Source organism: Clostridioides difficile ATCC 9689 = DSM 1296 (assembly GCF_001077535.1).
Lineage (GTDB): Bacteria > Bacillota > Clostridia > Peptostreptococcales > Peptostreptococcaceae > Clostridioides > Clostridioides difficile.
Genome location: NZ_CP011968.1, coordinates 1,799,501 through 1,822,663 on the forward strand (window position 1 = coordinate 1,799,501; position 23,163 = coordinate 1,822,663).

Consider the following 23,163-nt stretch of genomic DNA (forward strand, 5'->3'; position numbering starts at 1 on the left):
TTTATAAAGTTTTTAAATTAAAATAAAGATTAATAGGAGAGAGGAAAATATTGATATGAATAAAAAAGCAGCAATAGTAGCAGCAGTAGCTATTATAGGATTAGTGACAGTGTTTGCATTAGGTGGAAGTAAAAAGAATGAATCAAAAACATCAGAAAATTCAAATAATACCATAAAGATAACTCATAACTTGGGAGAAACAGATGTAAAATTAAATCCTAAAAAAGTAGTAGTATTTGATTATTCGGCTTTAGATACAATGGATGCATTAGGTGTAGCTGAGAATTTAGTAGGACTTCCAAAAGCGAGTTTACCAGCATCTTTAGAAAAATATAAGGATGACAAGTATGCAGATTTAGGAGGATTAAAAGAACCAGATTTAGAAGGTATAAAGTCGGCAAATCCAGATTTAATTATAATAAATGGAAGACAAGAAGATTTTTATGAGCAATTGTCAAAAATAGCACCAACAATAAGTACAAGTAAAGATGATAAGAAGTACTTAGAATCTGTTAAAAATAATATAGACAAAATAGCAAAAATATTTGGAGTAGAAGAAAAAGCAAATCAAGAATTTAGTAAAATTGAAAAGAAAATAGAAACTTTGAATAAAAAAGTAACAGATAAAAATTTAAATGCTTTAACTATAATGGTAAATGAAGGTAATTTAAGTGTATTTGGTGAAGAATCAAGATTTAGTATATTATACAATAGTTTTGGATTTGAAAATAAAGATAAAAATATAAAAGAATCAAGTCATGGACAAAATATTACTTTTGAATATATAGCTAAACAAAATCCAGAAGTTATGTTCGTTATAGATAGAGGAATAGCTACTGGCAGTGATGTAAAAGAAAGCTCAACTGCAAAATCTGTTTTGAACAATGATATAATAAAATCTATGGATGCATATAAGAATGATAATATAATATATTTAGATTCACCAACATGGTATGTAAATGATGGTGGTCTAACATCTTTAAATAAAATGATAGATGATGCTTCAAAAGCGGTAAATTAATAATCCGATATAACCAAAATGTATTTTTTATAAAATGATTATCAAATAAACTAGGAGTTTTTAAGAACTCCTAGTTTATTTTTTGCATAAAAAAGATATAGTTTAAACAATAATATTATCTATAATAAGATAAATCTATTCAAAATCTAATAAAATATGAAGTTATACTAGACAAAAAGAATAACTCTTAAATATAATTAAGTTATATAATAATATATAATTATAATGATATAATTTTAATAGGTGGTTTGTAATTAAAAAGTTTATAAATTACATTAAGAGTAATAATCTATAAGAACTTATATATTAGAAAAAATTTTGTATATATAGAGGACTCTAAAGATGAACTATGTAAAACAAGGTTTATATATTCTAATTGTATAGAAAATTTATTGTAAACGCATGTATATTATTAGAAAAAATAGTTTGAAGGTATTCAATAAACATAAAAAACAATATAGGGGATAAAGGTGTTTTATGAAGAGATTTTTGAGGAGAATTATCTTAGTTTTATTTATTTTGTTGATTTTTATAAGTTTTATTTCTATTAAATTAATTCATAATGTTGGAGATTATGGAAAATTGATTAATTATGTTGGGATTGTTCGTGGAGCTAGCCAACGTCTAACTAAACTAGAGATGAATCATCAACCAAATGATGAATTAATAGAATATATTGATGAAATCCTACAGGAGTTGATTACAGGGCATGGAGATTATGGTTTAGTAATCACTGATTGTAATGAATACAATGAGGACTTACTTTTATTAGAAAAAAAGTGGGAAGATTTAAATATTGAAATTAAAAAAGTAAGAATGAAAGAACAGAATAACCAGTTATTAAGTATAAGTGAAGAGTTTTTTTCTCTTGCAAATGATACAGTGTTTAAAATAGAAAACTTTTCTAAAGAAAAAAGTAATTACTTAATGACTTTAATAATAATTATATCTATTATAGGTATATTAGCATGTATCATATTGATTTTACAATATAGTAAAAAAATGGTTAGACTGGAAAAATTAAATGTAGATTTAAAAAATATTGCATATAAAGATGAACTAACAGGAGTAAATACTATAGAAAAATTTAAATTGGATGCAAATCAAAATATTTGTATACATAAGGATAAGAAATTTGCTGTATTCTATATTGATTTTGAAAACTTTAAATACATTAATGATATATTTGGATATGATTATGGTGACATGATACTGAAAAGATATGCTAATCTTATGATGAATGACATAGGGAAATATGAAATATTTGCAAGAGAAATTGCAGATAGATTTGTTGCGTTAAGATGCTATGTAGATAAGGAAGATTTAGTGGTAAGACAACGAGATGTAGACAATGAACTAATTAATATAACAAATGAAATTAAAAATAAACATAGTATTACTGTTGTTAGTGGAATTTGTTGTATTGAAGATGTAAATGAAAAATTAAGTATAGATGGTTTAATAAATAGAGCAAATTTTGCACAAAAAACTGTTAAGAATAAACCAGGTACTAATTATGCTTTTTATAATGACAGTATTCGTAAAAAAATGATTGAAGAAAATACTATCAAGAGTAGAATACATGAAGCTATTGAAAAAAGAGAATTTATAGTTTATTTACAGCCTAAAGTTAATTTACATAGTCAAAAAATAAATTGTGCAGAAGCTTTAGTTCGTTGGCTTACTCCGGATAAAGGTATTATATCTCCAGCAATATTTATTCCAGTACTTGAGAAGAATTTTTTTATTGCCTTAGTAGATAAGTATGTTTTTGAGGAGGTTTGTAAATGGATTAGAAAGAGGTTAGATGAAAATAAACCTTTTGTTCAGATATCAGTTAATGTTTCAAGAATACAATTTTATAACACTAAATTTGTAGAAACTTATTCCAATATACAAAATAAATACAGGATACCTAAAAATACTATAGAAATTGAATTTACAGAGAGTGTTGCTTTTGAGAATCAAAAACATCTTTTGGAAATTATACATGATTTGCATGAAAATGGATTTACTTGTTCTTTAGATGATTTTGGAAAAGGTTATTCGTCTTTAAGTGTTTTAAAAGATTTACCATTTGATGTTTTAAAGCTTGATTCTATGTTTTTCAAGGCTAGTTTAGATAAAGATAAAGAGAAAATAGTAATAAAAAATATTGTACATATGTTAAAAGAACTTAATATCACAACTGTTGCTGAGGGCATTGAATGCAAGGAACAAGTTGAATTTCTTAGGGATATTGGGTGTGATTTAGTTCAGGGATTTGTATTTTATAAACCAATGCCAATATTAGAATTTGAAAAAATATTGGATAAAGAGTTTGTTTATAATAGCTAAAATGTACTTTATAAAATATGAACTAATTAAGTAAAATTATTTTGTACTGAATAAATTTTTACTTTATTTACAGAATAATGATTATTTACAGAAAAGCGCGAAAAGTGTATTCCTTTAAGTGTGGGATGGATAGCACAAATAGAGGAGAAAAAATATTGGCCATATAAGAATGCATAATAATATAAATATTTGAAAGGTCAGCATTATATAAAAATTAAAAAGAAAATAAATAATTTTTCTATAAAAAAGAGACTATGAGAAAATTTACTCATAGTCTCCTAAATAATGTATTTATTTTCTTCCTGCAACCCATTTTAATCCCCAATGAAATTCAGTATCCATTTCTCTATGACCTTTGAAGTATTTAACTACTTTTTCAACACTGAATGTCTCATCATTTACATTTTCTATCAATGCTATTGAACACATATTATAGCCATTTTTATGTTCATCAAGTTTGACAACTAAGTCTGAATCTTGTTTTTGTTTGATTGTTACAATTCCATCAGCTTCAGACCAGTTAGCTACACCTTCGTATATAAAAGCATAAATAAGTATTCTTTTTATATCTTTTATTTTATTACCATTTATTCTTAAATTTTCTCCTTGTGTATTACTTCCTGTTCTGTCATCTCCATCTAATTGAGCAAAAGGTGGATTGTCTAAACTACCAAAGGCATTTCCTAATGCTTGAACAGCACCTTTTACACCATTTTTCATCTCAAATAGGCAACCCAAATCTAAATCTATATTACTGCTTCTTAAAGAGCCAAAAAAACCCTTTTTTTGTACTTTTTGATTCCAATTTAAATTAACTAAGATTTCACCTAAATTGCTATTTTCCTTTTTTGTAAGGTTTATTTTTTGTCCCTTTTTTAATTCTATAGCCATAGTAATCTTCCTCCACAAACATAGATTTATTTAAATGGTAGCACTTAATAAGTCAATATTCAACAAGATTAGAATAATAATATTAAAATTATACTAAATATACTAAAAAGTAGGAATCACAATACCTTTGTATTTTTCTTCAATTAAGCTTCTTGCTTTATCTGATGTAAGAACATCTTGTAGAACTTTAATCTTTTCACTGTCTTTATCTTCAGTTCTAAATGCTAAAAGATTTGCATACTCGTCATTTATAGGAGCTGTATAAATTCCGTTTTTCTTGGCATCAAGACCAGCAGGTACAGCATAAGTAGTATCTATAAATGCAGCAGTCACATCTGGAAGAGAAGATGGAATTTGAGCAATATCTAACTCTTTGAATTGTATTCCCTTTGGATTTTCTATTATGTCCTTAGGACTAACTAATCCATCCCCTTTAGGTAACGTTAAAAGTCCAATACTTTCAAGGTATCTAAGGTTCTTAGAACAAGAAGATGGGTTATTGCTTATTGCAATTGTATCTCCTTTTTTAAATTCATCAACAGATTTTATCTTATAAGAGTAAAGTATTGCTGGGCATACATATAGTTTTTTACCAGCCATTATTTTGTAACCTTTGGCCTTAACAGCTTCTTTTAGATAAGGTTCATGTTGAAATAGATTTGCATCAATTTCACCATTATTTAAAGCTTCGTTTGGAAGTATGTAATCATCAAAGTTTTTAACTTCTAAAGTATATCCTTTTTCTTTAATAAGTGGTTTTAATTCTTCTAATAACTCTCCTCCTGGAACTAAAGTAGCACCAACAACAATTTTTTTATCATCTTTAGCTTTAGAACATCCAACCACAGCTAAAGTTAGTACTAGACATAATAACAAACATAATAATTTTTTGAATTTCATATAAATTCCCTCCTGAATATAATTGATTAGTTAAAAATAAAATACCATTCTTTATCACACTGCAAAATAAAAATAAGCCTGAGTTTAAACTCAGGCTTTAAAAGCTAATTTAGACTCATCTTTCAGTATAATACTGCAGGATTTAGCACCAATGTATATAAAAATATACTGGTTGCTGGGTTTCATAGGGCCAGTCCCTTCACCACTCTGGATAAGAAGTATCAATTTTTAATTATGTTATAAATATTATCATGATTTTTTACGTCTGTAAACATAATTTTATAAATATTTTAAAATCTTTAATGTATTTTATTTAACACCTAAAATTCCAGAAACTAGAATATCAGTATCAGCACCTAAGAAATAGTCATTTATTTCAATAGAATCCAGAGTATTTCTCAAAGCATTTTCTTCATGCCTTATACCAATAAGTTTATTTTCTACAAATGCAACATCACATTTTCCAAAAAAATCTCCAAAAAATTTTATACTAGTTATTATGCCTTTATCAACATTTAAATTAAACTCAACATTTCCACCAGAATATTTTAATTCATTTGAAAGAGTATATTTTGGTGAATTACCAAAATTCCAATCCCAAGTTTCGTATTTTGATTTAGTAAGCTTTTCTATTTGTTTTATATCATGCTCACTCAAACAATAATTAGTATTATCAGTATTTGTTTTAGAAAGATAATCCATTATAGCATCTTTAAATTCTAATATGTCCATTTTTGAATGTAAATGTTCACTTATATTGGTTACACGAGATTTTACAGATTTTATTCCTTTTCCTTCAAATTTTATAGGTTTAACCTTTAATGCTTTTGAGAGGTCATTTATTTCAGATGAAAATAAAAGAGTCCCATGATGCATTACTTTGTTTTTGTAGTTGTATTGAGCATTTCCAGAAAATTTCTTGCCATCTATAAGAAGGTCATTTCTTCCAGAAAATTCGGCATTGACATCTAGTGTTTTAAGTAAATCTATTATGGGCTGAGTGAATCTTCTAAAATCACTAAAATTATTATTGTTACAAGCTATAAATGTAAAATTTATATTTCCCAAATCATGAAATACAGCTCCACCACCAGACTGTCTCCTAACGACAGGTATAGAATATTCTTTTATATATTCTAAATTTATTTCAGAAAGTGTGTTTTGGTTTTTTCCAACAATTATAGAAGGTTCATTCCTCCATAAAATAAATAAGTCTTCATCAAAATTTTTTAGAAGATATTCTTCCATTGCTAAATTAAAATAAGGGTTTGTTTTTTCATTATAAATTAATAACATTAAAGTAGTTCCTCCATAGAATTGATAAAATTTTTATTATGAATACAATTAATTTTATAATTCGACAATAATATAAAAACTCCTTTAAATTAGAAATTTTAAAAACTACCTTGCAAAGTTTAAATAAATAATATATACTCAAAATATGTTTAATAAAAGTGAATAGAAGGGTAGAGGCGCAATAATCTATCAGTACTAATAAGGAGTTAAGCACAGAGAGTTATTAGGAAAGGAGATATTGCCGAAGTTTTATAATCGATGCTTTAAGATTATATTGCTGGGGGTACATAGAAAATATGTACAACTGTCACAGGTTTATTTGTGGTGAGCTATCATTTAAGGAATTATATTATATTTATTTTTACTATTGTTGATATATTGTAATGTTTAAGCCTTGAGTGTTTACCACTCAAGGCTTTTTTAGTTTTATTGTAACATAATACCCCGTACAGTTCACAAAATTAAAAGGAGAGGGAGATTTATATGAGGAACAAAAAAATTAATATTATTTTTCTGACGACAATCATGTTCATAATGTCAACAGTAATGGTTTTTGCAGAAGAAGATATAGACACTATTGCACTAGCCAATGCAGAAAAATTTGGGATTTTAACTTTAATACCACCATTAGTTGCTATAATACTCGCATTTATAACTAAAAACGTAATAATTTCTTTACTTATAGGTATTCTTTCTGGTAGTTTTATAATTAAAGCTAGTGGTATTAATGTTTTTGCGACATTTATACAGGCATTTTTAGATTTAGTAGACAGAGCTTTAGTATCTTTAGCAGACCCTTGGAATGCGGGGATAATATTACAGGTTTTGGCAATTGGAGGAGTAATAAATCTTGTTGCTAAAATGGGAGGAGCTAAAGCTATAGCTGAAGCACTTGCTAAAAGAGCAAAGTCAGCAAAAGGGACACAGCTTATAACATGGTTTTTGGGGCTTTTAGTATTCTTTGATGATTATGCCAATTCACTAATAGTAGGTCCTATGATGAGACCTGTTGCAGATAAAATGAAAATATCGAGAGAAAAGCTAGCATTTATAATAGATGCCACAGCAGCACCAGTTGCTGGTTTAGCTATAATATCTACATGGATAGGTCTTGAGGTTGGTTTAATACATGATGCTTTTGAAAGTATAAGTATAGATGTAGATGCATTTGGTATATTTTTAAATACAATACCATTTAGATTTTACAATATATTAATATTAGCTTTCATTGTAATATCAGCATTATTATTAAAAGAATTTGGTCCAATGAGAAAAGCTGAGATAAAATCTAGAAGTAGAAAAATTAGTATAGACCTTGATGAAGGCGTAGAAGAGTTGGATGATTTAGCTCCAAAAAATGGAGTAAAATTGAGTGTATGGAATGCTATAATCCCAATAGGAACATTGATAATAGTTGCATTAGCATCATTTTATTATAGTGGATATACATCTATAATGGGAGGAGACGATAAGGCTCTGATACAACTATTTACAAATTCTCCATATTCTTTTGAAGCAATAAAAGAAGCATTTAGTGCATCTGATGCATCTAGAGCATTATTCCAGTCTGCACTTGTTGCAAGTTTAGTTGCTATTATAATGGCTGTAGTAAAAAAGATTTTTACAATATCAGAAGCAATTGATGTTTGGATAGATGGAATGAAAAGTTTAGTAATCACTGGTGTAATATTAATACTTGCATGGTCATTAAGTTCAGTAATAAAAGAGTTAGGTACAGCTAAATTTTTAATACACCTATTATCAGGTTCACTACCACCATTCTTATTACCAAGTTTAATATTTGGTTTAGGAGCAATAATATCTTTTGCTACTGGAACAGCTTATGGAACAATGGGTATACTTATGCCACTTGCAATTCCATTAGCATACTCATTAAATCCTGATATGTCTTATGTAATAGTAAGTACTAGTGCAGTTTTAACAGGTGCAATATTTGGAGACCATTGTTCTCCAATTTCAGATACAACAATACTTTCTTCAATGGGAGCTGGCTGTAATCATATAGACCATGTTAACACTCAAATGCCATATGCTATATTTACAGCAGTAATCACTATTGTATTTGGATATATACCAGCTGGACTTGGATTGCCAATATATATAGTATTACCAGTGGCAATAGCTGCTATATTTGTAGGTATTCAAATAATTGGTAAGAAAGTTGATGAAGCGGAAATAGAACTTGTAGAATAAAGATATAAATAAGTTTCACCTTTTATTATCATTATTTTGTTAGTTTTTAGATAATTTTAAAAAGTTATTGAAAATAATGGCGAAATATAGTAAAATAAAAGAGTGATAAGCGGATGTGGCGGAATTGGCAGACGCACTAGACTTAGGATCTAGCGCCATTGGCGTGGGGGTTCGACTCCCTTCATCCGCACTTTACAGTACTTAATTGTACTGAAAAAAACTGGGGTTGCTGGCTTTCGGAGTGGGCTATCCCGTTTTTATTTTTTTGTATATATAATAGATTGGCACTTTAGTACAAAGTGCTTTTTTTATAGGCAAAAACAGTACATTTATTTCTGTTTTATTATCATTCATCTATTAGAATATACTTTAGTTAAGAATGTGTTAATAAGCAGTGTTCACATTCTTGATAAAATGTGGAATAATATGTATTTTTACTAAGACGGAAATGAAATAATTAAACCATTAAATAATATTATAAGATGATGAATAAGTAGATAAATCAAATTTTGTAGGAGGATATTATGGAAAAATATATATGGTTGTTTCCATTACTTTTTATTTTTCATGATATGGAAGAGATAATAGGTTTTGGAATATGGCTTAAAAAAAATAAATCAATGCTTGATAAGAAGTATCCATTTATCAGTAAAGTTTATAAAAATTATAGTACTGAAGGCATGGCATTTGCTGTGTTTGAAGAATTTATTTTATGCATTATTTTCTGTATACTTACAGTTATAACAGAGAATCAGTATGTATATCTACTATGGTTAGGTAGTTTTATAGCATATACCTTACATTTGGTAATTCATATAGGGCAGTCAATCATAATAAGAAAATATATACCTTCACTTATTACCAGTATCATATGCTTACCAATAAGCATTTGGTGTATAAGTAAGAGTATTTATATAGTTGATTGTGAAATGAGTACAACAATTCTGTACAGTATAATTGGCATTATAATTGTAGCATTGAATTTAAAGTTTGCACAGTCGCTGATTGGAAAATTTACAAAGTGGATGTCAAACATATAAATTTTAGTTTATTGGACAGTTCAAGGAATCAGAAATTGGAATTTTATAGTATTAATATTTTATAGTATTAATATAATGTATAAAATTTTATAGCAATGTATTTCATAAGTATAAAGTGACTAGAATTTTAAGAAATATACAAATTCTATAAAAACTAAATAATTTCAAGTATATTTTAAAAATCTTATTTTTCACAAGTTTAAAATTGTAAACGATTTCATCAAGTCTATGAATATACTTTTAACATGTTATAGTAAATCTCAATATAAATTTACATTTGGTTCTTTGTGTGTTATTTTAATAATAAATTAAGTGAAAATGTTATTTTACATTAATATATAATATCTTTGCATAAGAGTGAATAATATAAAAGAGAAATAATTGATAATAAAAACTTAACAAAAAAATTAATACATAAAAAAAAATAAATATAATGTGTTGACATTTAATTGAAATATTCATACAATAAAATTGAAAATAAATATTTCCAAATGAGATTAGCGAGAGAGTCCTTTATACGAAAAGGCGCCGAAGAAGAAATTTAAGAAATGCCAATTTTTAGAGAAGCTTTCAGGCAAAAATATCGCTAATTGATGGGACTCTGGAGAGACTTAAGTTAAGATACTATAAGTCACCGAAGAAGCAAAATAATATTAAATTATTAAATCTTTCAGGTATACAAACAGGGATATATAGGCTAGGATTATTTTCCATGCTGATATATCTTTTTTTTATGAAAAAGTACAGGAAATAATATCAAAGTTACTTAAATACAGTAGGTCTAATTTTCTAGGGAGGGTTATATATGAATGAATTGAAAAGAGTATCTTTGTACAATATACACAAAGAGCTTGGAGCAAAACTTGTTGAATTTGCTGGTTGGGAAATGCCTTTAGAATATGAGGGTATAAATAAAGAGCATGAGAAGGTCAGAAAAAGTGCAGGTATATTTGATGTATCTCATATGGGAGAGGTACAGATAAAGGGAGCAGAGTCAGAAAAATTTATACAAAACCTAGTTACAAATGATATAAGCACATTAAAGATAAATGACATTATATATACACCTATGTGTTATGAAAATGGTGGAGTAGTTGATGATTTATTAATATATAAATTTGGTGAAGAAGATTATTTATTAGTAATAAATGCAGGTAATATAGATAAAGATGTAGCATGGATAATAAAACAAAGTGAAGGATACAATGTAGATATAAAAAATATATCTAGTGAAGTGAGTCAATTAGCAATTCAAGGACCTAAAGCAGAAGAAATTCTTCAAAAAATCACAGATATAGACTTAAACTCAATAAAATTTTATAAGTCAATTCCATCAACAAAAGTATGTGGTTGTCCTTGTTTAGTTTCAAGAACAGGATATACTGGGGAAGATGGGTTTGAGATATACTGTAAAAATAAATATGTAGAAATAATTTGGAATGAAGTTCTAAAGGTTGGAGGAGAAGATATATGTCCAGCTGGTCTAGGTTGTAGGGATACTTTGAGATTTGAAGCAGCTCTACCTCTATATGGACATGAAATAAATGAACACATATCTCCAATTGAAGGTGGTTTATCTATCTTTGTGAAAACAAATAAAGAATCATTTATTGGCAAATCAATTTTATCAAAAGAAAAAGAAAGTGGAGCTAAAAGAAAGTTAGTAGGATTTGAAATGCAAGGTAAAGGAATGCCTAGAAATGGATATGATATAAGGATTGGTGATAAAACAGTTGGATTTGTAACAACAGGATGTGCATCTCCAACGACAGGAAAAATTTTAGGTATGGGAATTATAGATTCTGAATATGCAAAAGTAGGAAATGAAATAGGTATAGCAATCAGAAAAAAAGTTGTTCCTGCTGTGATAGTTAAGAAACCTTTTTATAAAAAACAATATAAAAAAGATAATATTATATTAAACAAAGAAAATAAATTTTCATATATACCTGCTACAAGTGAAGATAAATCAAAAATGTTAAAAGTAGTTGGATTAAATTCAGTTGATGAATTATTTTCAGATATACCAGAAGAAGTAAAATTAAAAAGAGATTTAAATTTGGAAATTGGAAAATCTGAATTAGAGGTAAGCAAAATAGTAAAAAGATTGTCAGAAGAAAATTTAAGTTTAGAAGACTTGACTTGTTTTCTTGGTGCTGGTGCATATGACCATTATATACCATCAATTATAAAACATATAACTTCAAGATCTGAATTTTATACAGCATATACTCCATATCAAGCTGAAATAAGTCAGGGAACTTTACAAGTAGTTTTTGAATTTCAATCTATGATTGCAGAAATTACAGGTATGGAAATTGCAAATGCATCAATGTATGATGGAGCAACTGCTGCAATAGAAGCATGTATAATGGCAATGAATCAGACTAGAAAAAGTAAAATAGTAGTGTCAAAAACTATTCATCCTGAAACTCTGTCAGTATTAAGAACTTACTTACAATATAAAGATTGTGAGATAGTAGAAATTGACTTTTGTAATGAATATGGGACTACAGATATAGAAAAATTAAAAGCTTCTGTAGACAAAGATACAGCATGTGTTCTTATACAAACTCCTAATTTCTTTGGAATTATTGAAGAAATGGAAGAAATAGAAAAGATAACTCATGAAAATAAGGCTATGTTAATTATGAGTGTAGACCCAATATCATTAGGAGTTTTAAAAACACCAGGTGAGATAGGTGCAGATATTGTTGTTGGAGAAGCTCAATCACTTGGAAACCCTCTTAATTTTGGAGGTCCTTATGTAGGATTTTTAGCTAGCAAATCTAAATATACTAGAAAAATGCCAGGAAGAATAGTTGGGCAAAGTTTAGATGTAGAAGGTAAAATTGCATATGTATTAACTTTACAAACTAGAGAACAGCATGTAAGAAGAGAAAAAGCAACTTCTAATATATGTTCAAATCAAGCTTTAAATGCTCTTGTAGCTTCAATATATATGGCTACTATGGGTAAAGAAGGATTTAAAGAGGTTGGTATGCAGTCTATGAAAAAAGCACATTATACCTACAATAAACTTGTACAAACTGGAAAATATAAGCCAATATTTAAAGGTAAGTTTTTCAAAGAATTTGCTGTACAAGGAAATCTTAATATAGAAACTATAAATGATAAACTCTTAGAAGAAAATATATTAGGAGGTTATAATTTAGAATACAATTATCCAGAATTAAAAAATTCAACTTTGCTTTGTGTGACTGAGAAAAGAAGCAAAGAGGAAATAGATAAGTTAGTTGGAATAATGGAGGGATTATAATGAAAGAATACAATAGTTTGTTGATAGATATATCTAAAAAAGGTAGGAAAGCATACTCACTTCCAAAGTTAGATATAGATGATATAAAAATAGAAGATATGATTGACCCAGATATGGCAAGACAAAGTGAGTTGAATTTGCCAGAAGTTGGTGAATTAGAATTAGTTAGACATTATACATTATTATCAAATAAAAACTTTGGAGTTGATACAGGTTTTTATCCTTTGGGTTCTTGTACTATGAAATATAATCCTAAAATAAATGAAGATATGGCAGCACTTCCAAACTTTACTGGAATGCATCCATACCAATCTTCGGATACAGCTCAAGGTTCTCTTTCTTTGATGTATGATTTATCAAGAAGACTTGCAGAAATTACAGGTATGGATGAAGTTACACTACAACCTTCAGCAGGTTCTCATGGTGAGTTTACAGGGCTTATGATTATAAAAGCATATCATGAAAATAGAGGTGACCATAAGAGAACCAAAGTGATAATTCCAGATTCTGCACATGGAACAAATCCAGCAAGTGCAGCTATGGCAAACTTTGATGTGATTCAAATAGCATCTGATAAAAATGGAGCTGTAGACATAAATGCATTAAAAGAGGTTTTGAATGATGAAGTAGCAGCTCTTATGCTTACTAATCCAAGTACTCTTGGTTTATTTGAAAAAAATATAAAAGAAATAGCTACTCTTGTACATGAAGCAGGAGGACTTTTGTACTATGATGGTGCAAACATGAACGCTATTATGGGGATAACAAGACCTGGAGATATGGGGTTTGATGTGGTTCATCTTAATCTTCATAAGACTTTTTCAACTCCTCATGGAGGTGGAGGTCCAGGAGCTGGTCCTGTTGGAGTTAAAAAAGAATTAGTACCTTTTTTACCAATACCAGTAATTGAAAGAAAAGAAGATAAGTATGTACTAAATTATGATAGAGAAAAATCTATTGGGAAAATTAAAAATTTCTATGGTAATTTTGGAGTTCTTGTAAGAGCTTACACATATATACTAACTATGGGAAGGGATGGACTTAAAGAGGCTAGTGAAATGGCAGTTTTAAATGCTAATTATATAAAGGAAAGTATAAAAGATGATTATATTTTGCCAATAGATACCTTGTGTAAGCATGAGTTTGTATTAGGTGGATTGCCAAGAGGAGAGGCCAATATAAAAACTATCGATATTGCAAAAAGACTACTAGATTATGGATACCATCCTCCAACAATGTACTTTCCTCTTATTATAAATGAGGCACTTATGATAGAACCTACAGAAAGTGAGAGTATAGAGACATTAGATAGTTTTATAGAAGCTATGAAAAGTGTTGCTAAAGAGGCAAAGGAAGAACCAGAACTATTGAAAACTGCTCCACATAATACTTTGGTCAAAAGAGTAGATGATGCAAGGGCAGTAAAGAAACCTATACTAACATGGTCACAAAGATAAATAGTTAAAAAGTAGAGATTTAAAGTATAAAGAGAATTAAATTTGTAAGAAAAAGCTATCTAACTTAATCTAGTTTAGATAGCTTTTTTGTATATTAGTATGTATGGTATTTTCTATATAAAGTTTTAAATTGTATTAGTGCTTATATAGAATATTGATATGATGATTATGTATAGATATTAATAAGAATTGTTGAATTTATCTTGCCTTAACTTTATTTACTCTTTTATATTAAGAAAAACTTAACTAAAATATAGCGAAATTCATAAAAATTTAGGAAATCTTAAGAATTATAATATTTAAATCTTTAGATTTATATTTTATTATATAAACTATAGAATAATAAAATATAAAAATTGAGAATTTTATAATATATTTGTAGATTTGAGTATAAAAAAGTGCTAAGTTGAAAGGAGTAAAATATGGATAAGGTTAATTTAGAAAGGTATAGTTGTGATATAAATGTTGGTTTAAATAAAAATCAACTTCAAAGTAGAATAGATGATAATTTAATTAATGCATTTGATAATGGAAAAACCAAAACATATAAACAAATTTTTAAAGACAATATATTTACACTTTTTAATCTCATAAATATTGTTTTAGTCTGTTTATTAGTTTCAGTTGGTTCTTTTAAAAATACCTTATTTATATTTATTGCTGTAATTAATACTATTATAGGAGTAATACAAGAGATAAGAGCTAAAAGATTATTGGACAATCTATCTGTTATAGTTTCAAATAAGGTATCTGTCATAAGAGAAAAAGAGAAAAAAGAGATTGATGTACAAGAATTAGTATTAGATGATATTATGATTTTAAAAACAGGTAATCAAATTTGTGCAGATTCAAAAGTTTTAAATGGAAAATTAGAGGTAAATGAGTCCTTGGTTACAGGTGAATCTGATATTATTATAAAAAATAAAGGCGATTTTTTATATTCTGGAAGTTTTGTAGTTTCTGGAGAAGCTTTTGTAAGAGTTGAAAATATAGGAAAAGATAACTATGCAAATAAGATAGCTAATGATGCAAAGATTTCTAAAAAACATAATTCTCAACTTAGAAATTCATTAAATGCAATATTAAAAATTGTAGGTATAATAATAATTCCTCTAGGAATTATATTGTTTGCAAAACAACATTTTGGAAATGGAGATTCTATAGCTACATCTGTAGTAGGTACAGTGGCAGCTGTAAATGGTATGATACCAGAGGGATTAACATTACTTACGAGCATTGCTCTAGCTGTAGGAACTATAAAACTTGCTAGTCATAAAACTTTAGTGCAAGAACTGTACTGTGTAGAGACTCTTGCTAGAGTTGATACACTATGTCTTGATAAGACAGGTACAATTACAGAAGGTAAAATGCAAGTTGATGATATAGTAATGTTGGAAGAAGTGGATATTAATGAAATAATGGGGAATATATGTAATTCTCTCAAAGATGATAATGCAACACTAAATGCAATAAGAGATAAGTATAATGTTTTAGATACGTATAAAGCTAAGAATTTAATACCATTTTCTTCAGAAAGAAAATACAGTGGGGTTACCTTTGAAAATAAAGGTACATATTTATTAGGTGCATTTGAGTTTATATTTAAGGAAAAAAATAAAAAACTTAGGATAGAAGTTGAAAGATATTCTAAAAAAGGAAACAGAGTAATAGTTTTAGCTCATAGTGATTCTTATATGGAAGATAATAATATTCCTGAAGATATAAAGCCACTAGCTTTTATATTGATATTGGATAAAATTAGAGATGAAGCTAAGGAAACTTTAGAATTTTTTTACAATGAAGGTGTAGATATAAAAATTATATCTGGTGACAATCCTATAACAGTAAGTGAGGTAGCTAGAAAAGCAGGTCTTAAAACAGCTAGTAATTTTATTGATGCAACAACACTTAAAAATGATAGTGATATATACAAAGCAGTTGATAAATACAGTGTTTTTGGAAGGGTAAGCCCACAACAGAAAAAACAAATGATTTTAGCATTAAAAAAACAAAATCATACAGTAGCTATGACTGGAGATGGTGTAAATGATGTGCTAGCACTTAAAGAAGCGGATTGTAGCATTGCCATGGCATCTGGGAGTGATGTTACTAAGAATGTGTCTAATTTAGTCTTATTAGATTCAAACTTTGCATCAATGCCAAAGGTTGTTATGGAGGGAAGAAAAGTAATTAATAACATTCAAAGAGCATCTTCTTTGTTTTTAGTAAAGACAATTTTTTCATTCTTCTTGTCGTTATTAACATTATTCTTCTTCAGTAGACAGTATCCATTTGTTCCTATACAATTATCACTCATTGGGGCTGTAACAGTGGGTATACCATCATTCTTCTTAGCTCTTGAAGCAAACAAAAGTAGAATTTCAGGAAATTTTTTACTCAATATATTAAAAAATGCTTTACCAGGAGCACTATGTGTGACAGTAAATGTAATTATTGTTTACAATATAGTTGAATATTTAGGTTATAGTTCAAGTGTATTTTCCACAATGTGTGCTATATTAACTGGTGTATGTGGTCTTTTAATATTAAGACAACAATGTTTGCCATTTAATAAAGAAAGATTATTTTTAATAGTAAGTATGACTATTGCATTTGTTATTGGGATTCTATTTTTAGGTGGATTATTCTCATTTGTAGCATTGAGTAGAGAATTAATTCTCATAACTATGGTATTAGCAATATTAATGCCAATTATGATAAAAGTTATGTTATTTGTCTTAGATGAGATATTAGAGACAATTGTTCCAGATTTAAATTAATTTTAAAATGATATAAATAAGAGCAGTTTTAGTTGAACTGCTCTTTTTAGATGTGTTTAATTTTATGTAAGAATATGTATTTTTATTAATCAGCTATATATGAGCAACAGTAGTCAACAACTTCATTAACCTTTAAGTCAAAACTTGAATCACTAGGAACATTAAATTTTTGCCCTTCTTTATAAGTTACAAACTCATTGCTTCCAGGCAGTTTTACATCCATACTTCCAGCAAGCATCTCCATTATTTCTTCTTCTCTAGTAGAAAAAGTGTATTCTCCTGGCAACATTAATCCTAAAGTTTTTCTTTCTCCATTAGGCAGTATTATTACTCTGCTACTTACCTTACCATCAAAATAAACGTTTGCCTTCTTTACTGCAGTAACATTCTTAAATTCACTCATTAGATAAAACCTCCAAAATTATTTGTACATATATATTATATAAAAATAATGTAAAAAATGCTATATATTTACAAAAAAATTTAGTATTTATTAAAAAAATTAATAAGAATAAAAAAGAGATGAAATTGCTTAAATTGATAAAAAATATAAAATAAATTGCAAAGTAAGCAAGAAAAGAATAAGTTGAAGAGTTATATATTATAAATATTAAAAATTTTAGTATTAATAAAAGAGATATTACATTAATATGAAAATATAGGAGATTAGAAGTGTTTGATAATTACAGTACATGTTAGATATATCATTGTAAATTAACATAGCTTTGAATATAATAATGTTCAAAAGGCAATATTTTTGAGGTCTGAATCCAATAATAATATAGTCTTATGATTGTAGATATCAAAAAATATAAGTTACTAAGAATACGTTTTGTAGATTTATATATGATTAATAACTAAAGCTATAAATAAACAAAATAAAAAGAGTATGTTTCAACCTATAGCTTTTAGATTTAAAATATACTCTTTTATTAATTATAGTTGTATAAATTAACCATAATATATAATTAAAATTTTTATTATAATTATATATTAGGTTCTTCAATTAGTTTTCCACATACATATCTATGAATGATATTTCTATCATCACCAACATAGATAAATCTTTCAAGTCTTTCAAGTATAGAATAATTGTCATGATTTAAATTTGAATCATCAATAATCAATGCATCAAAATCATAACCTTCTTCAAAGCTACCAACTTTTCCAAAGAAACTTCCACCACTTTTGGTTGCAATATAAAAAGCCTCAGATAAAGATAAGAAATTATACTTCTTACCAGAATTAACCCAATATAATTTAGATAATTGTATTGCAGATACCATTGCTTTAAATATTGACAATGTATGTCCACCGCTTATATCTGATCCAAGTGCTAATCTAATATTATTATCGATTAATTTTCTGATAGGCATAGCACCACTACCAACATTAAAGTTAGAAGCTGGACAGTGAACTGCCATAACATTATTTTCTCTCATTAAATCTATTTCATCCTGAGAACAATGAACACAATGAGCCATTAAAGTAGGAGTTTGACCAAATAAATTATATCTATTATATGCATCTCCATAGAATTTAGATTCAGGTTCTAGACTTCTAACCCATTCAATCTCATCATAATTTTCAGATAAGTGTGATTGAATAGGAATATTATATTTTAAACATAAATCTCCTAAACCTTTTAAAAGTTCACTTGTACAGCTTGGTATAAATCTAGGTGTTATTATTGGTTTTACAATAGAATCTGTATCACTATACTTATTTATAATTTCTTCTGTATCAGTAATAGAATCCTGAGTGTTTTCTAATAAAGTATCAGGGCAATTCATATTCATATTTACTTTACCAACGTATGCTCCAAGACCAACTTCTTTGAATATATCCATAAGTTTCATAGAGGCTTCTTTATGTACTGTTGCAAACACTGCTATTCTTGTAGTTCCAGATTTCCAAAGTTCTTTTACAAATTTTTTATACATTTTTGTTGCATATTCTATATCTTTATAATTTGATTCTTCTGGAAATGTATAAGTTTCAAGCCATGGCAAAAGCTCTTTATCCATAGCCATTCCAAGATTTTTAAATTGAGAGGCATGGGCATGGAGGTCATTCATACCAGGTATTATAAGCTTATCAGTGTAATCTACTACTTTTAGGTTTTTGTATTCCTTAGGTATCTCTTTAAATATTCCCTTTACTTTACCTTTTTCCAGTATAATATAACTATTTTCAAATACTGTGAAAGTTTCTGAAGTTTTTGTAAAAATTATATTTCCTTTTAATACTTTTAACATATAGGTCTCCTTAGTTTTAAATTTGTTTTAATATATGTAGGTAAAATTTTGTTTTACAAATCAAAATTTTACCACATGTATTATATCAAATCTAAACTATAAATACTATTAGATAATAGCAAATATTAGTGCAATACAGTTGTTTACTATTATTATATATAACTGACATTTAAGTGACATTTAAGAAAAATATAATGCCTACTTACATAAAATGGAATGTTATTTAAAGAGAACTTTGATTATATTTTCAGAAGCTTTTTTATCCATATCGTTTAAAACAAGAAAATATCTATTCATAGTTATTTTTATATTAGTATGTCCTAATCTTTCAGAGATGATTTTTATATTAGTTCCAGCTAGAAGAAGAATTATTAGAATAGATAATATAGTAAGTATTTACAAATATGTAGGTGTTCTTAAATTGATAAATTATTCCATTTTAATTTTATAGTTTGAATTTTATGATATAATAAAAATATATAAATTTTGCAGTGAGCGATATTTTTGATAAAGTAGGGTTTAACAGTTGCAATGTAAGGGATTGAGGGTGTGTGATAAATGTTATCAATTGCACTACTCATGGTTCACTGCAAATTTGAGAGAGTTGTATGTGTGTAAGTACTGAAAATACTTAGTTTATTTTGGGGTTTTATATTAACTAAGTGGTATGTAAATCAAAGAAGCTCCACCCCATCTGTTTTTTATTATAGCGTTTTATATTAACTAAGTGGTATGTAAATTGTTTTCCATGAACATTTCGAGCTGACTTTTATTGTGTTTTATATTAACTAAGTGGTATGTAAATAACTTCTTGTTTTTTCTTTAAAACATGTACTTGGTCGTTTTATATTAACTAAGTGGTATGTAAATAAATCAATGCCAACTATAGGAACGTCGGGATTAATTGGTTTTATATTAACTAAGTGGTATGTAAATGGAGTATAAGGTAAATCGTAAGCAACTCCAGAAAGAGGTTTTATATTAACTAAGTGGTATGTAAATGAATTACAATATTATCTCCAGCATCAAGACTAGGATGTTTTATATTAACTAAGTGGTATGTAAATCTGATAGAAAAAGAAGATTATTTGAAAGTTGAGACTAGTTTTATATTAACTAAGTGGTATGTAAATAAAGATTGCAATAGATTTCCTGTTAAAATAGGTACAGGTTTTATATTAACTAAGTGGTATGTAAATGAAATAATAAATAGCATTGTCGAATGGTTTGCAAGCCGTTTTATATTAACTAAGTGGTATGTAAATTATAGCTAATTATTAGATTCAATTTTAATTTCGTTAAGTTTTATATTAACTAAGTGGTATGTAAATATTGCAACACTTCATCAGTTGATAAATATAGTATATTGTTTTATATTAACTAAGTGGTATGTAAATTTATACATATTTGTAGCTCCTTGCTGAACTGTTGCAGTTTTATATTAACTAAGTGGTATGTAAATTGGTTAAATCTCCAACAGAACATTTATCTAAATTACAAGTTTTATATTAACTAAGTGGTATGTAAATCTTGTTAATGCAAATAAACAACATAGCACTATTAATAGTTTTATATTAACTATGCGGTATGTAAATAGGGTTTCTGATAAAATCTTCAAACATGTAAAATATGTGTTTTATATTAACTATGAGGTATGTAAATCTTATACTTAGTTAGAACTATATATCGACACAAATATGCTTTATATTAACTATATGGTATATAAATTGCAATTTTTATTCGTTGTCCAATCTCTTTGAAATTTGTTTTATATTAACTAAGTGGTATGTAAATTTGCAACAAGTATAGGTAAAATACCCCAATAATTTATACAGCATTTTCTCCTTTAAAATATAATTATTTTTTAGCATTTGTAGTAAATAATTACCAGATAACATTGACTTTAGTTTTAATGATTAAAATATAAAAGTAGAATAATTATAAAAAGTATTGAAAAATTTATAAATATATATAATAAAACTTAATGACAAGATATTAGATATAAAAAATAATTACCTTATAAATAGATTGAAATTTATGAATATTCATACTATAATTTAAATATAAGGAGATGCCCTTTGAAAATAAAAATTAAAAAATATTTAATGCTACTACAATAGGAACTAGAACTACACTTAATAAATATACAGAAATTAGATTTGGCTCAATATAAAATACAAATATAGAATTTAGGTGTTTTTTATGAAAAAAATTTTATATGCTTTATATAGTTTCATTGTTATTATAGCTAATTTTAGATTAAAAGAAAAAAATTATAACTTTATTTTATTAGCAATCTTTTTTATATTGCTGTTAATTCAAAATGGAGTTTTAAAAACAGGTTATCAAAATAGAGCTACATTTTATCAAGATAATTATTTTAATGGAGAGGATAAAAATGATAAGATAAAATTTATGACTATAAAGATTTTTATATTTTTGTCATTACCATTATGTTTTAATATACTATTCAATTATTTAACCTCTTAAATTATATTTAGATATAGGAGTCTTATGATAAAAGTAAGCTTATGTGTTATTTGTAGTAAATATAAAGTGCATATAGTGATAAAACAAAAGTTTCATATAAATGAAGAAAAAAATATAAAATAATTTATTTAACTACTTAAAAATAAACTAAAAGGGATAATAAAATAGCTTTTAGGTTATGGTAATAAAGGTATTTAAAAAGAGTGCATAAGCACTCCAATTGTGAGAAATACATACACAAATCATTATTACAACAATGAAAAATGTACATATAAGAGACGTTTTGTATTTGTTTTAAGTGATAATATTTTAATACTAACTAAATAATTATCACAATAGTAAAAAAGAAAAAGGAGTATTTTGTACTCCATTTGTCAAAAATATAAAACTTTTATATAAGCTTATTATAACATAATTGATAAAAGTGTAAAGATATATAATGAATTTATAAAGAAAAATAAAATAAAAAATATAAATCCTAATCAAAGGATTTATCTTTTTGTATAGAAAATAATTATTCTATTATTAAATGGCATGGCTAAACTGGATAATAATTTATTATTACTGCTTTCAATGTTTTTTCTCCTTGATTATGGTATGTATGAATTGATTCAGCTGAAAAACAAATAGAGTCATTTTCTCTAAGTTGATAAATAGAGTCATTTACTTCTAATTTTAATTGACCTTCTATAATCATAATATATTCCTGTGATTTTTCAGAATGACCAACAGATGTATAACTATGACCTTCTTCTAATTCCATTTGAAATAATTCGAAGTTTCTAGTTGGTGTATTGGGATAATAACAATAAAGACGATAATCTTTATTTTCTGAAACTTGTACATCTATATCAGTTTTTGATACAATAAAAGTTTCATTTTGAGGTTGTTCCAGTATTGCAGTATATGGAACATTTAGTCCACTTGCAATTTTCCAAATTGTGTTTACTGTTGGGTTTGAGTCTCCCTTTTCAATTTGAGAAAGCATTACTTTACTTACGCCAGATAATTCAGCAAGTTGACCTAGACTTAAGTTACGTTCATTACGTAATCTATTTAAATTTTTAGCAATAACAGTATTAATACTCATAGTAACTCCTTAAAATGTAAATTATTGACAAATATAATTTACGAATGTATAATTTATTTAACATTATTTATAATTTACAAATGTATAATATAATGAACGTTAAATACAC

At 26.9% G+C, this 23,163-nt stretch carries 14 protein-coding genes, 1 tRNA gene, 1 CRISPR repeat array and 4 riboswitches; of the genes, 9 read left to right on the forward strand and 6 right to left on the reverse strand.

Going from position 1 to position 23,163, the window contains the following annotated elements; translation table 11 throughout:
- Positions 1-55 precede the first annotated feature (55 nt).
- Together CDIF1296T_RS08695 and CDIF1296T_RS08700 are read left to right on the forward strand one after the other, a co-directional pair.
- Positions 56-1,021, forward strand: coding sequence for a siderophore ABC transporter substrate-binding protein (locus tag CDIF1296T_RS08695; RefSeq protein WP_009896795.1), 966 nt, complete (start codon positions 56-58; stop codon positions 1,019-1,021).
- A gap of 477 nt (positions 1,022-1,498) precedes the next feature.
- Positions 1,499-3,358 carry a putative bifunctional diguanylate cyclase/phosphodiesterase gene (locus CDIF1296T_RS08700; RefSeq protein WP_004454514.1) on the forward strand — a complete coding sequence of 620 codons (1,860 nt, stop codon included), beginning with the start codon at positions 1,499-1,501 and terminating at the stop codon, positions 3,356-3,358.
- Positions 3,359-3,649: 291 nt separating this feature from the next.
- Here the strand turns inward: CDIF1296T_RS08700 and CDIF1296T_RS08705 are convergent, their stop codons facing one another.
- The 3 genes from CDIF1296T_RS08705 to CDIF1296T_RS08715 all read right to left on the reverse strand — a co-directional run bounded on the left by CDIF1296T_RS08705 (position 3,650) and on the right by CDIF1296T_RS08715 (position 6,445).
- The gene (locus CDIF1296T_RS08705) at positions 3,650-4,249 is read right to left on the reverse strand and encodes a TerD family protein (RefSeq protein ID WP_003430106.1); all 600 of its coding nucleotides are present in this window, start codon (positions 4,247-4,249) and stop codon (positions 3,650-3,652) included.
- Between the two features lie 102 nt (positions 4,250-4,351).
- Positions 4,352-5,149 (reverse strand): MetQ/NlpA family ABC transporter substrate-binding protein, encoded by a 798-nt coding sequence (locus CDIF1296T_RS08710; protein ID WP_003420312.1) that lies wholly within the window; start codon positions 5,147-5,149, stop codon positions 4,352-4,354.
- Between the two features lie 112 nt (positions 5,150-5,261).
- Positions 5,262-5,367: riboswitch (SAM riboswitch) on the reverse strand.
- A 91-nt stretch (positions 5,368-5,458) separates the two neighbouring features.
- Positions 5,459-6,445, reverse strand: a complete 987-nt coding sequence (locus CDIF1296T_RS08715; protein ID WP_004454510.1) for a lipoate--protein ligase — start codon at positions 6,443-6,445, stop codon at positions 5,459-5,461.
- A gap of 163 nt (positions 6,446-6,608) precedes the next feature.
- Positions 6,609-6,785: riboswitch (Lysine riboswitch) on the forward strand.
- 143 nt (positions 6,786-6,928) lie between these two features.
- On the opposite strand from CDIF1296T_RS08715, the gene CDIF1296T_RS08720 reads away from it, so the two are divergent.
- From CDIF1296T_RS08720 to CDIF1296T_RS08745, 6 genes are all read left to right on the forward strand, one after another.
- Positions 6,929-8,659, forward strand: a complete 1,731-nt coding sequence (locus CDIF1296T_RS08720; protein ID WP_009889552.1) for a Na+/H+ antiporter NhaC family protein — start codon at positions 6,929-6,931, stop codon at positions 8,657-8,659.
- A 109-nt stretch (positions 8,660-8,768) separates the two neighbouring features.
- Positions 8,769-8,849: transfer RNA gene (locus tag CDIF1296T_RS08725), tRNA-Leu, on the forward strand.
- Between the two features lie 334 nt (positions 8,850-9,183).
- Complete coding sequence (locus tag CDIF1296T_RS08730) at positions 9,184-9,699, forward strand: HXXEE domain-containing protein (protein ID WP_009896799.1); 516 nt, start codon at positions 9,184-9,186, stop codon at positions 9,697-9,699.
- Between the two features lie 491 nt (positions 9,700-10,190).
- Positions 10,191-10,295, forward strand: a riboswitch (glycine riboswitch).
- A gap of 3 nt (positions 10,296-10,298) precedes the next feature.
- Positions 10,299-10,387, forward strand: a riboswitch (glycine riboswitch).
- Positions 10,388-10,504: 117 nt separating this feature from the next.
- Complete coding sequence (gene gcvPA / locus CDIF1296T_RS19995) at positions 10,505-12,979, forward strand: aminomethyl-transferring glycine dehydrogenase subunit GcvPA (protein WP_004454507.1); 2,475 nt, start codon at positions 10,505-10,507, stop codon at positions 12,977-12,979.
- On the forward strand, positions 12,979-14,436 hold the full coding sequence (gene gcvPB, locus CDIF1296T_RS08740) for an aminomethyl-transferring glycine dehydrogenase subunit GcvPB (protein WP_009896802.1): 1,458 nt from the start codon (positions 12,979-12,981) through the stop codon (positions 14,434-14,436). Before gcvPA ends, gcvPB begins: the two co-directional genes overlap by 1 nt.
- 422 nt (positions 14,437-14,858) lie before the next feature.
- Positions 14,859-17,216, forward strand: a complete 2,358-nt coding sequence (locus CDIF1296T_RS08745) for an HAD-IC family P-type ATPase (RefSeq protein WP_009896804.1) — start codon at positions 14,859-14,861, stop codon at positions 17,214-17,216.
- Between the two features lie 85 nt (positions 17,217-17,301).
- Here the strand turns inward: CDIF1296T_RS08745 and ppnP are convergent, their stop codons facing one another.
- Both ppnP and CDIF1296T_RS08755 read right to left on the reverse strand, forming a co-directional pair.
- Positions 17,302-17,619: a pyrimidine/purine nucleoside phosphorylase gene (gene ppnP / locus CDIF1296T_RS08750; RefSeq protein ID WP_004454504.1), complete on the reverse strand. Its 318-nt coding sequence runs from the start codon at positions 17,617-17,619 to the stop codon at positions 17,302-17,304.
- A 583-nt stretch (positions 17,620-18,202) separates the two neighbouring features.
- The gene (locus CDIF1296T_RS08755; RefSeq protein WP_009896806.1) at positions 18,203-19,474 is read right to left on the reverse strand and encodes an amidohydrolase family protein; all 1,272 of its coding nucleotides are present in this window, start codon (positions 19,472-19,474) and stop codon (positions 18,203-18,205) included.
- 646 nt (positions 19,475-20,120) lie between these two features.
- Positions 20,121-21,268: a CRISPR direct-repeat array (repeat unit 29 nt; unit sequence GTTTTATATTAACTAAGTGGTATGTAAAT).
- Positions 21,269-21,676: 408 nt separating this feature from the next.
- Here CDIF1296T_RS08755 and CDIF1296T_RS08765 point away from each other — a divergent pair.
- Positions 21,677-21,964: a hypothetical protein gene (locus CDIF1296T_RS08765; RefSeq protein ID WP_018112776.1), complete on the forward strand. Its 288-nt coding sequence runs from the start codon at positions 21,677-21,679 to the stop codon at positions 21,962-21,964.
- A 538-nt stretch (positions 21,965-22,502) separates the two neighbouring features.
- Here the strand turns inward: CDIF1296T_RS08765 and CDIF1296T_RS08770 are convergent.
- On the reverse strand, positions 22,503-23,054 hold the full coding sequence (locus CDIF1296T_RS08770; protein ID WP_004454500.1) for a helix-turn-helix domain-containing protein: 552 nt from the start codon (positions 23,052-23,054) through the stop codon (positions 22,503-22,505).
- Positions 23,055-23,163: the final 109 nt, after the last annotated feature.

Bases quoted from the DNA above. Each gene is read 5' to 3' on its own strand.
- CDIF1296T_RS08695 (WP_009896795.1), top strand. From the start codon at position 56: ATGAATAAAAAAGCAGCAATAGTAGCAGCAGTAGCTATTATAGGATTA.
- CDIF1296T_RS08700 (WP_004454514.1), top strand. From the start codon at position 1,499: ATGAAGAGATTTTTGAGGAGAATTATCTTAGTTTTATTTATTTTGTTG.
- CDIF1296T_RS08705 (WP_003430106.1), bottom strand. From the start codon at position 4,249: ATGGCTATAGAATTAAAAAAGGGACAAAAAATAAACCTTACAAAAAAG.
- CDIF1296T_RS08710 (WP_003420312.1), bottom strand. From the start codon at position 5,149: ATGAAATTCAAAAAATTATTATGTTTGTTATTATGTCTAGTACTAACT.
- CDIF1296T_RS08715 (WP_004454510.1), bottom strand. From the start codon at position 6,445: ATGTTATTAATTTATAATGAAAAAACAAACCCTTATTTTAATTTAGCA.
- CDIF1296T_RS08720 (WP_009889552.1), top strand. From the start codon at position 6,929: ATGAGGAACAAAAAAATTAATATTATTTTTCTGACGACAATCATGTTC.
- CDIF1296T_RS08730 (WP_009896799.1), top strand. From the start codon at position 9,184: ATGGAAAAATATATATGGTTGTTTCCATTACTTTTTATTTTTCATGAT.
- gcvPA (WP_004454507.1), top strand. From the start codon at position 10,505: ATGAATGAATTGAAAAGAGTATCTTTGTACAATATACACAAAGAGCTT.
- gcvPB (WP_009896802.1), top strand. From the start codon at position 12,979: ATGAAAGAATACAATAGTTTGTTGATAGATATATCTAAAAAAGGTAGG.
- CDIF1296T_RS08745 (WP_009896804.1), top strand. From the start codon at position 14,859: ATGGATAAGGTTAATTTAGAAAGGTATAGTTGTGATATAAATGTTGGT.
- ppnP (WP_004454504.1), bottom strand. From the start codon at position 17,619: ATGAGTGAATTTAAGAATGTTACTGCAGTAAAGAAGGCAAACGTTTAT.
- CDIF1296T_RS08755 (WP_009896806.1), bottom strand. From the start codon at position 19,474: ATGTTAAAAGTATTAAAAGGAAATATAATTTTTACAAAAACTTCAGAA.
- CDIF1296T_RS08765 (WP_018112776.1), top strand. From the start codon at position 21,677: ATGAAAAAAATTTTATATGCTTTATATAGTTTCATTGTTATTATAGCT.
- CDIF1296T_RS08770 (WP_004454500.1), bottom strand. From the start codon at position 23,054: ATGAGTATTAATACTGTTATTGCTAAAAATTTAAATAGATTACGTAAT.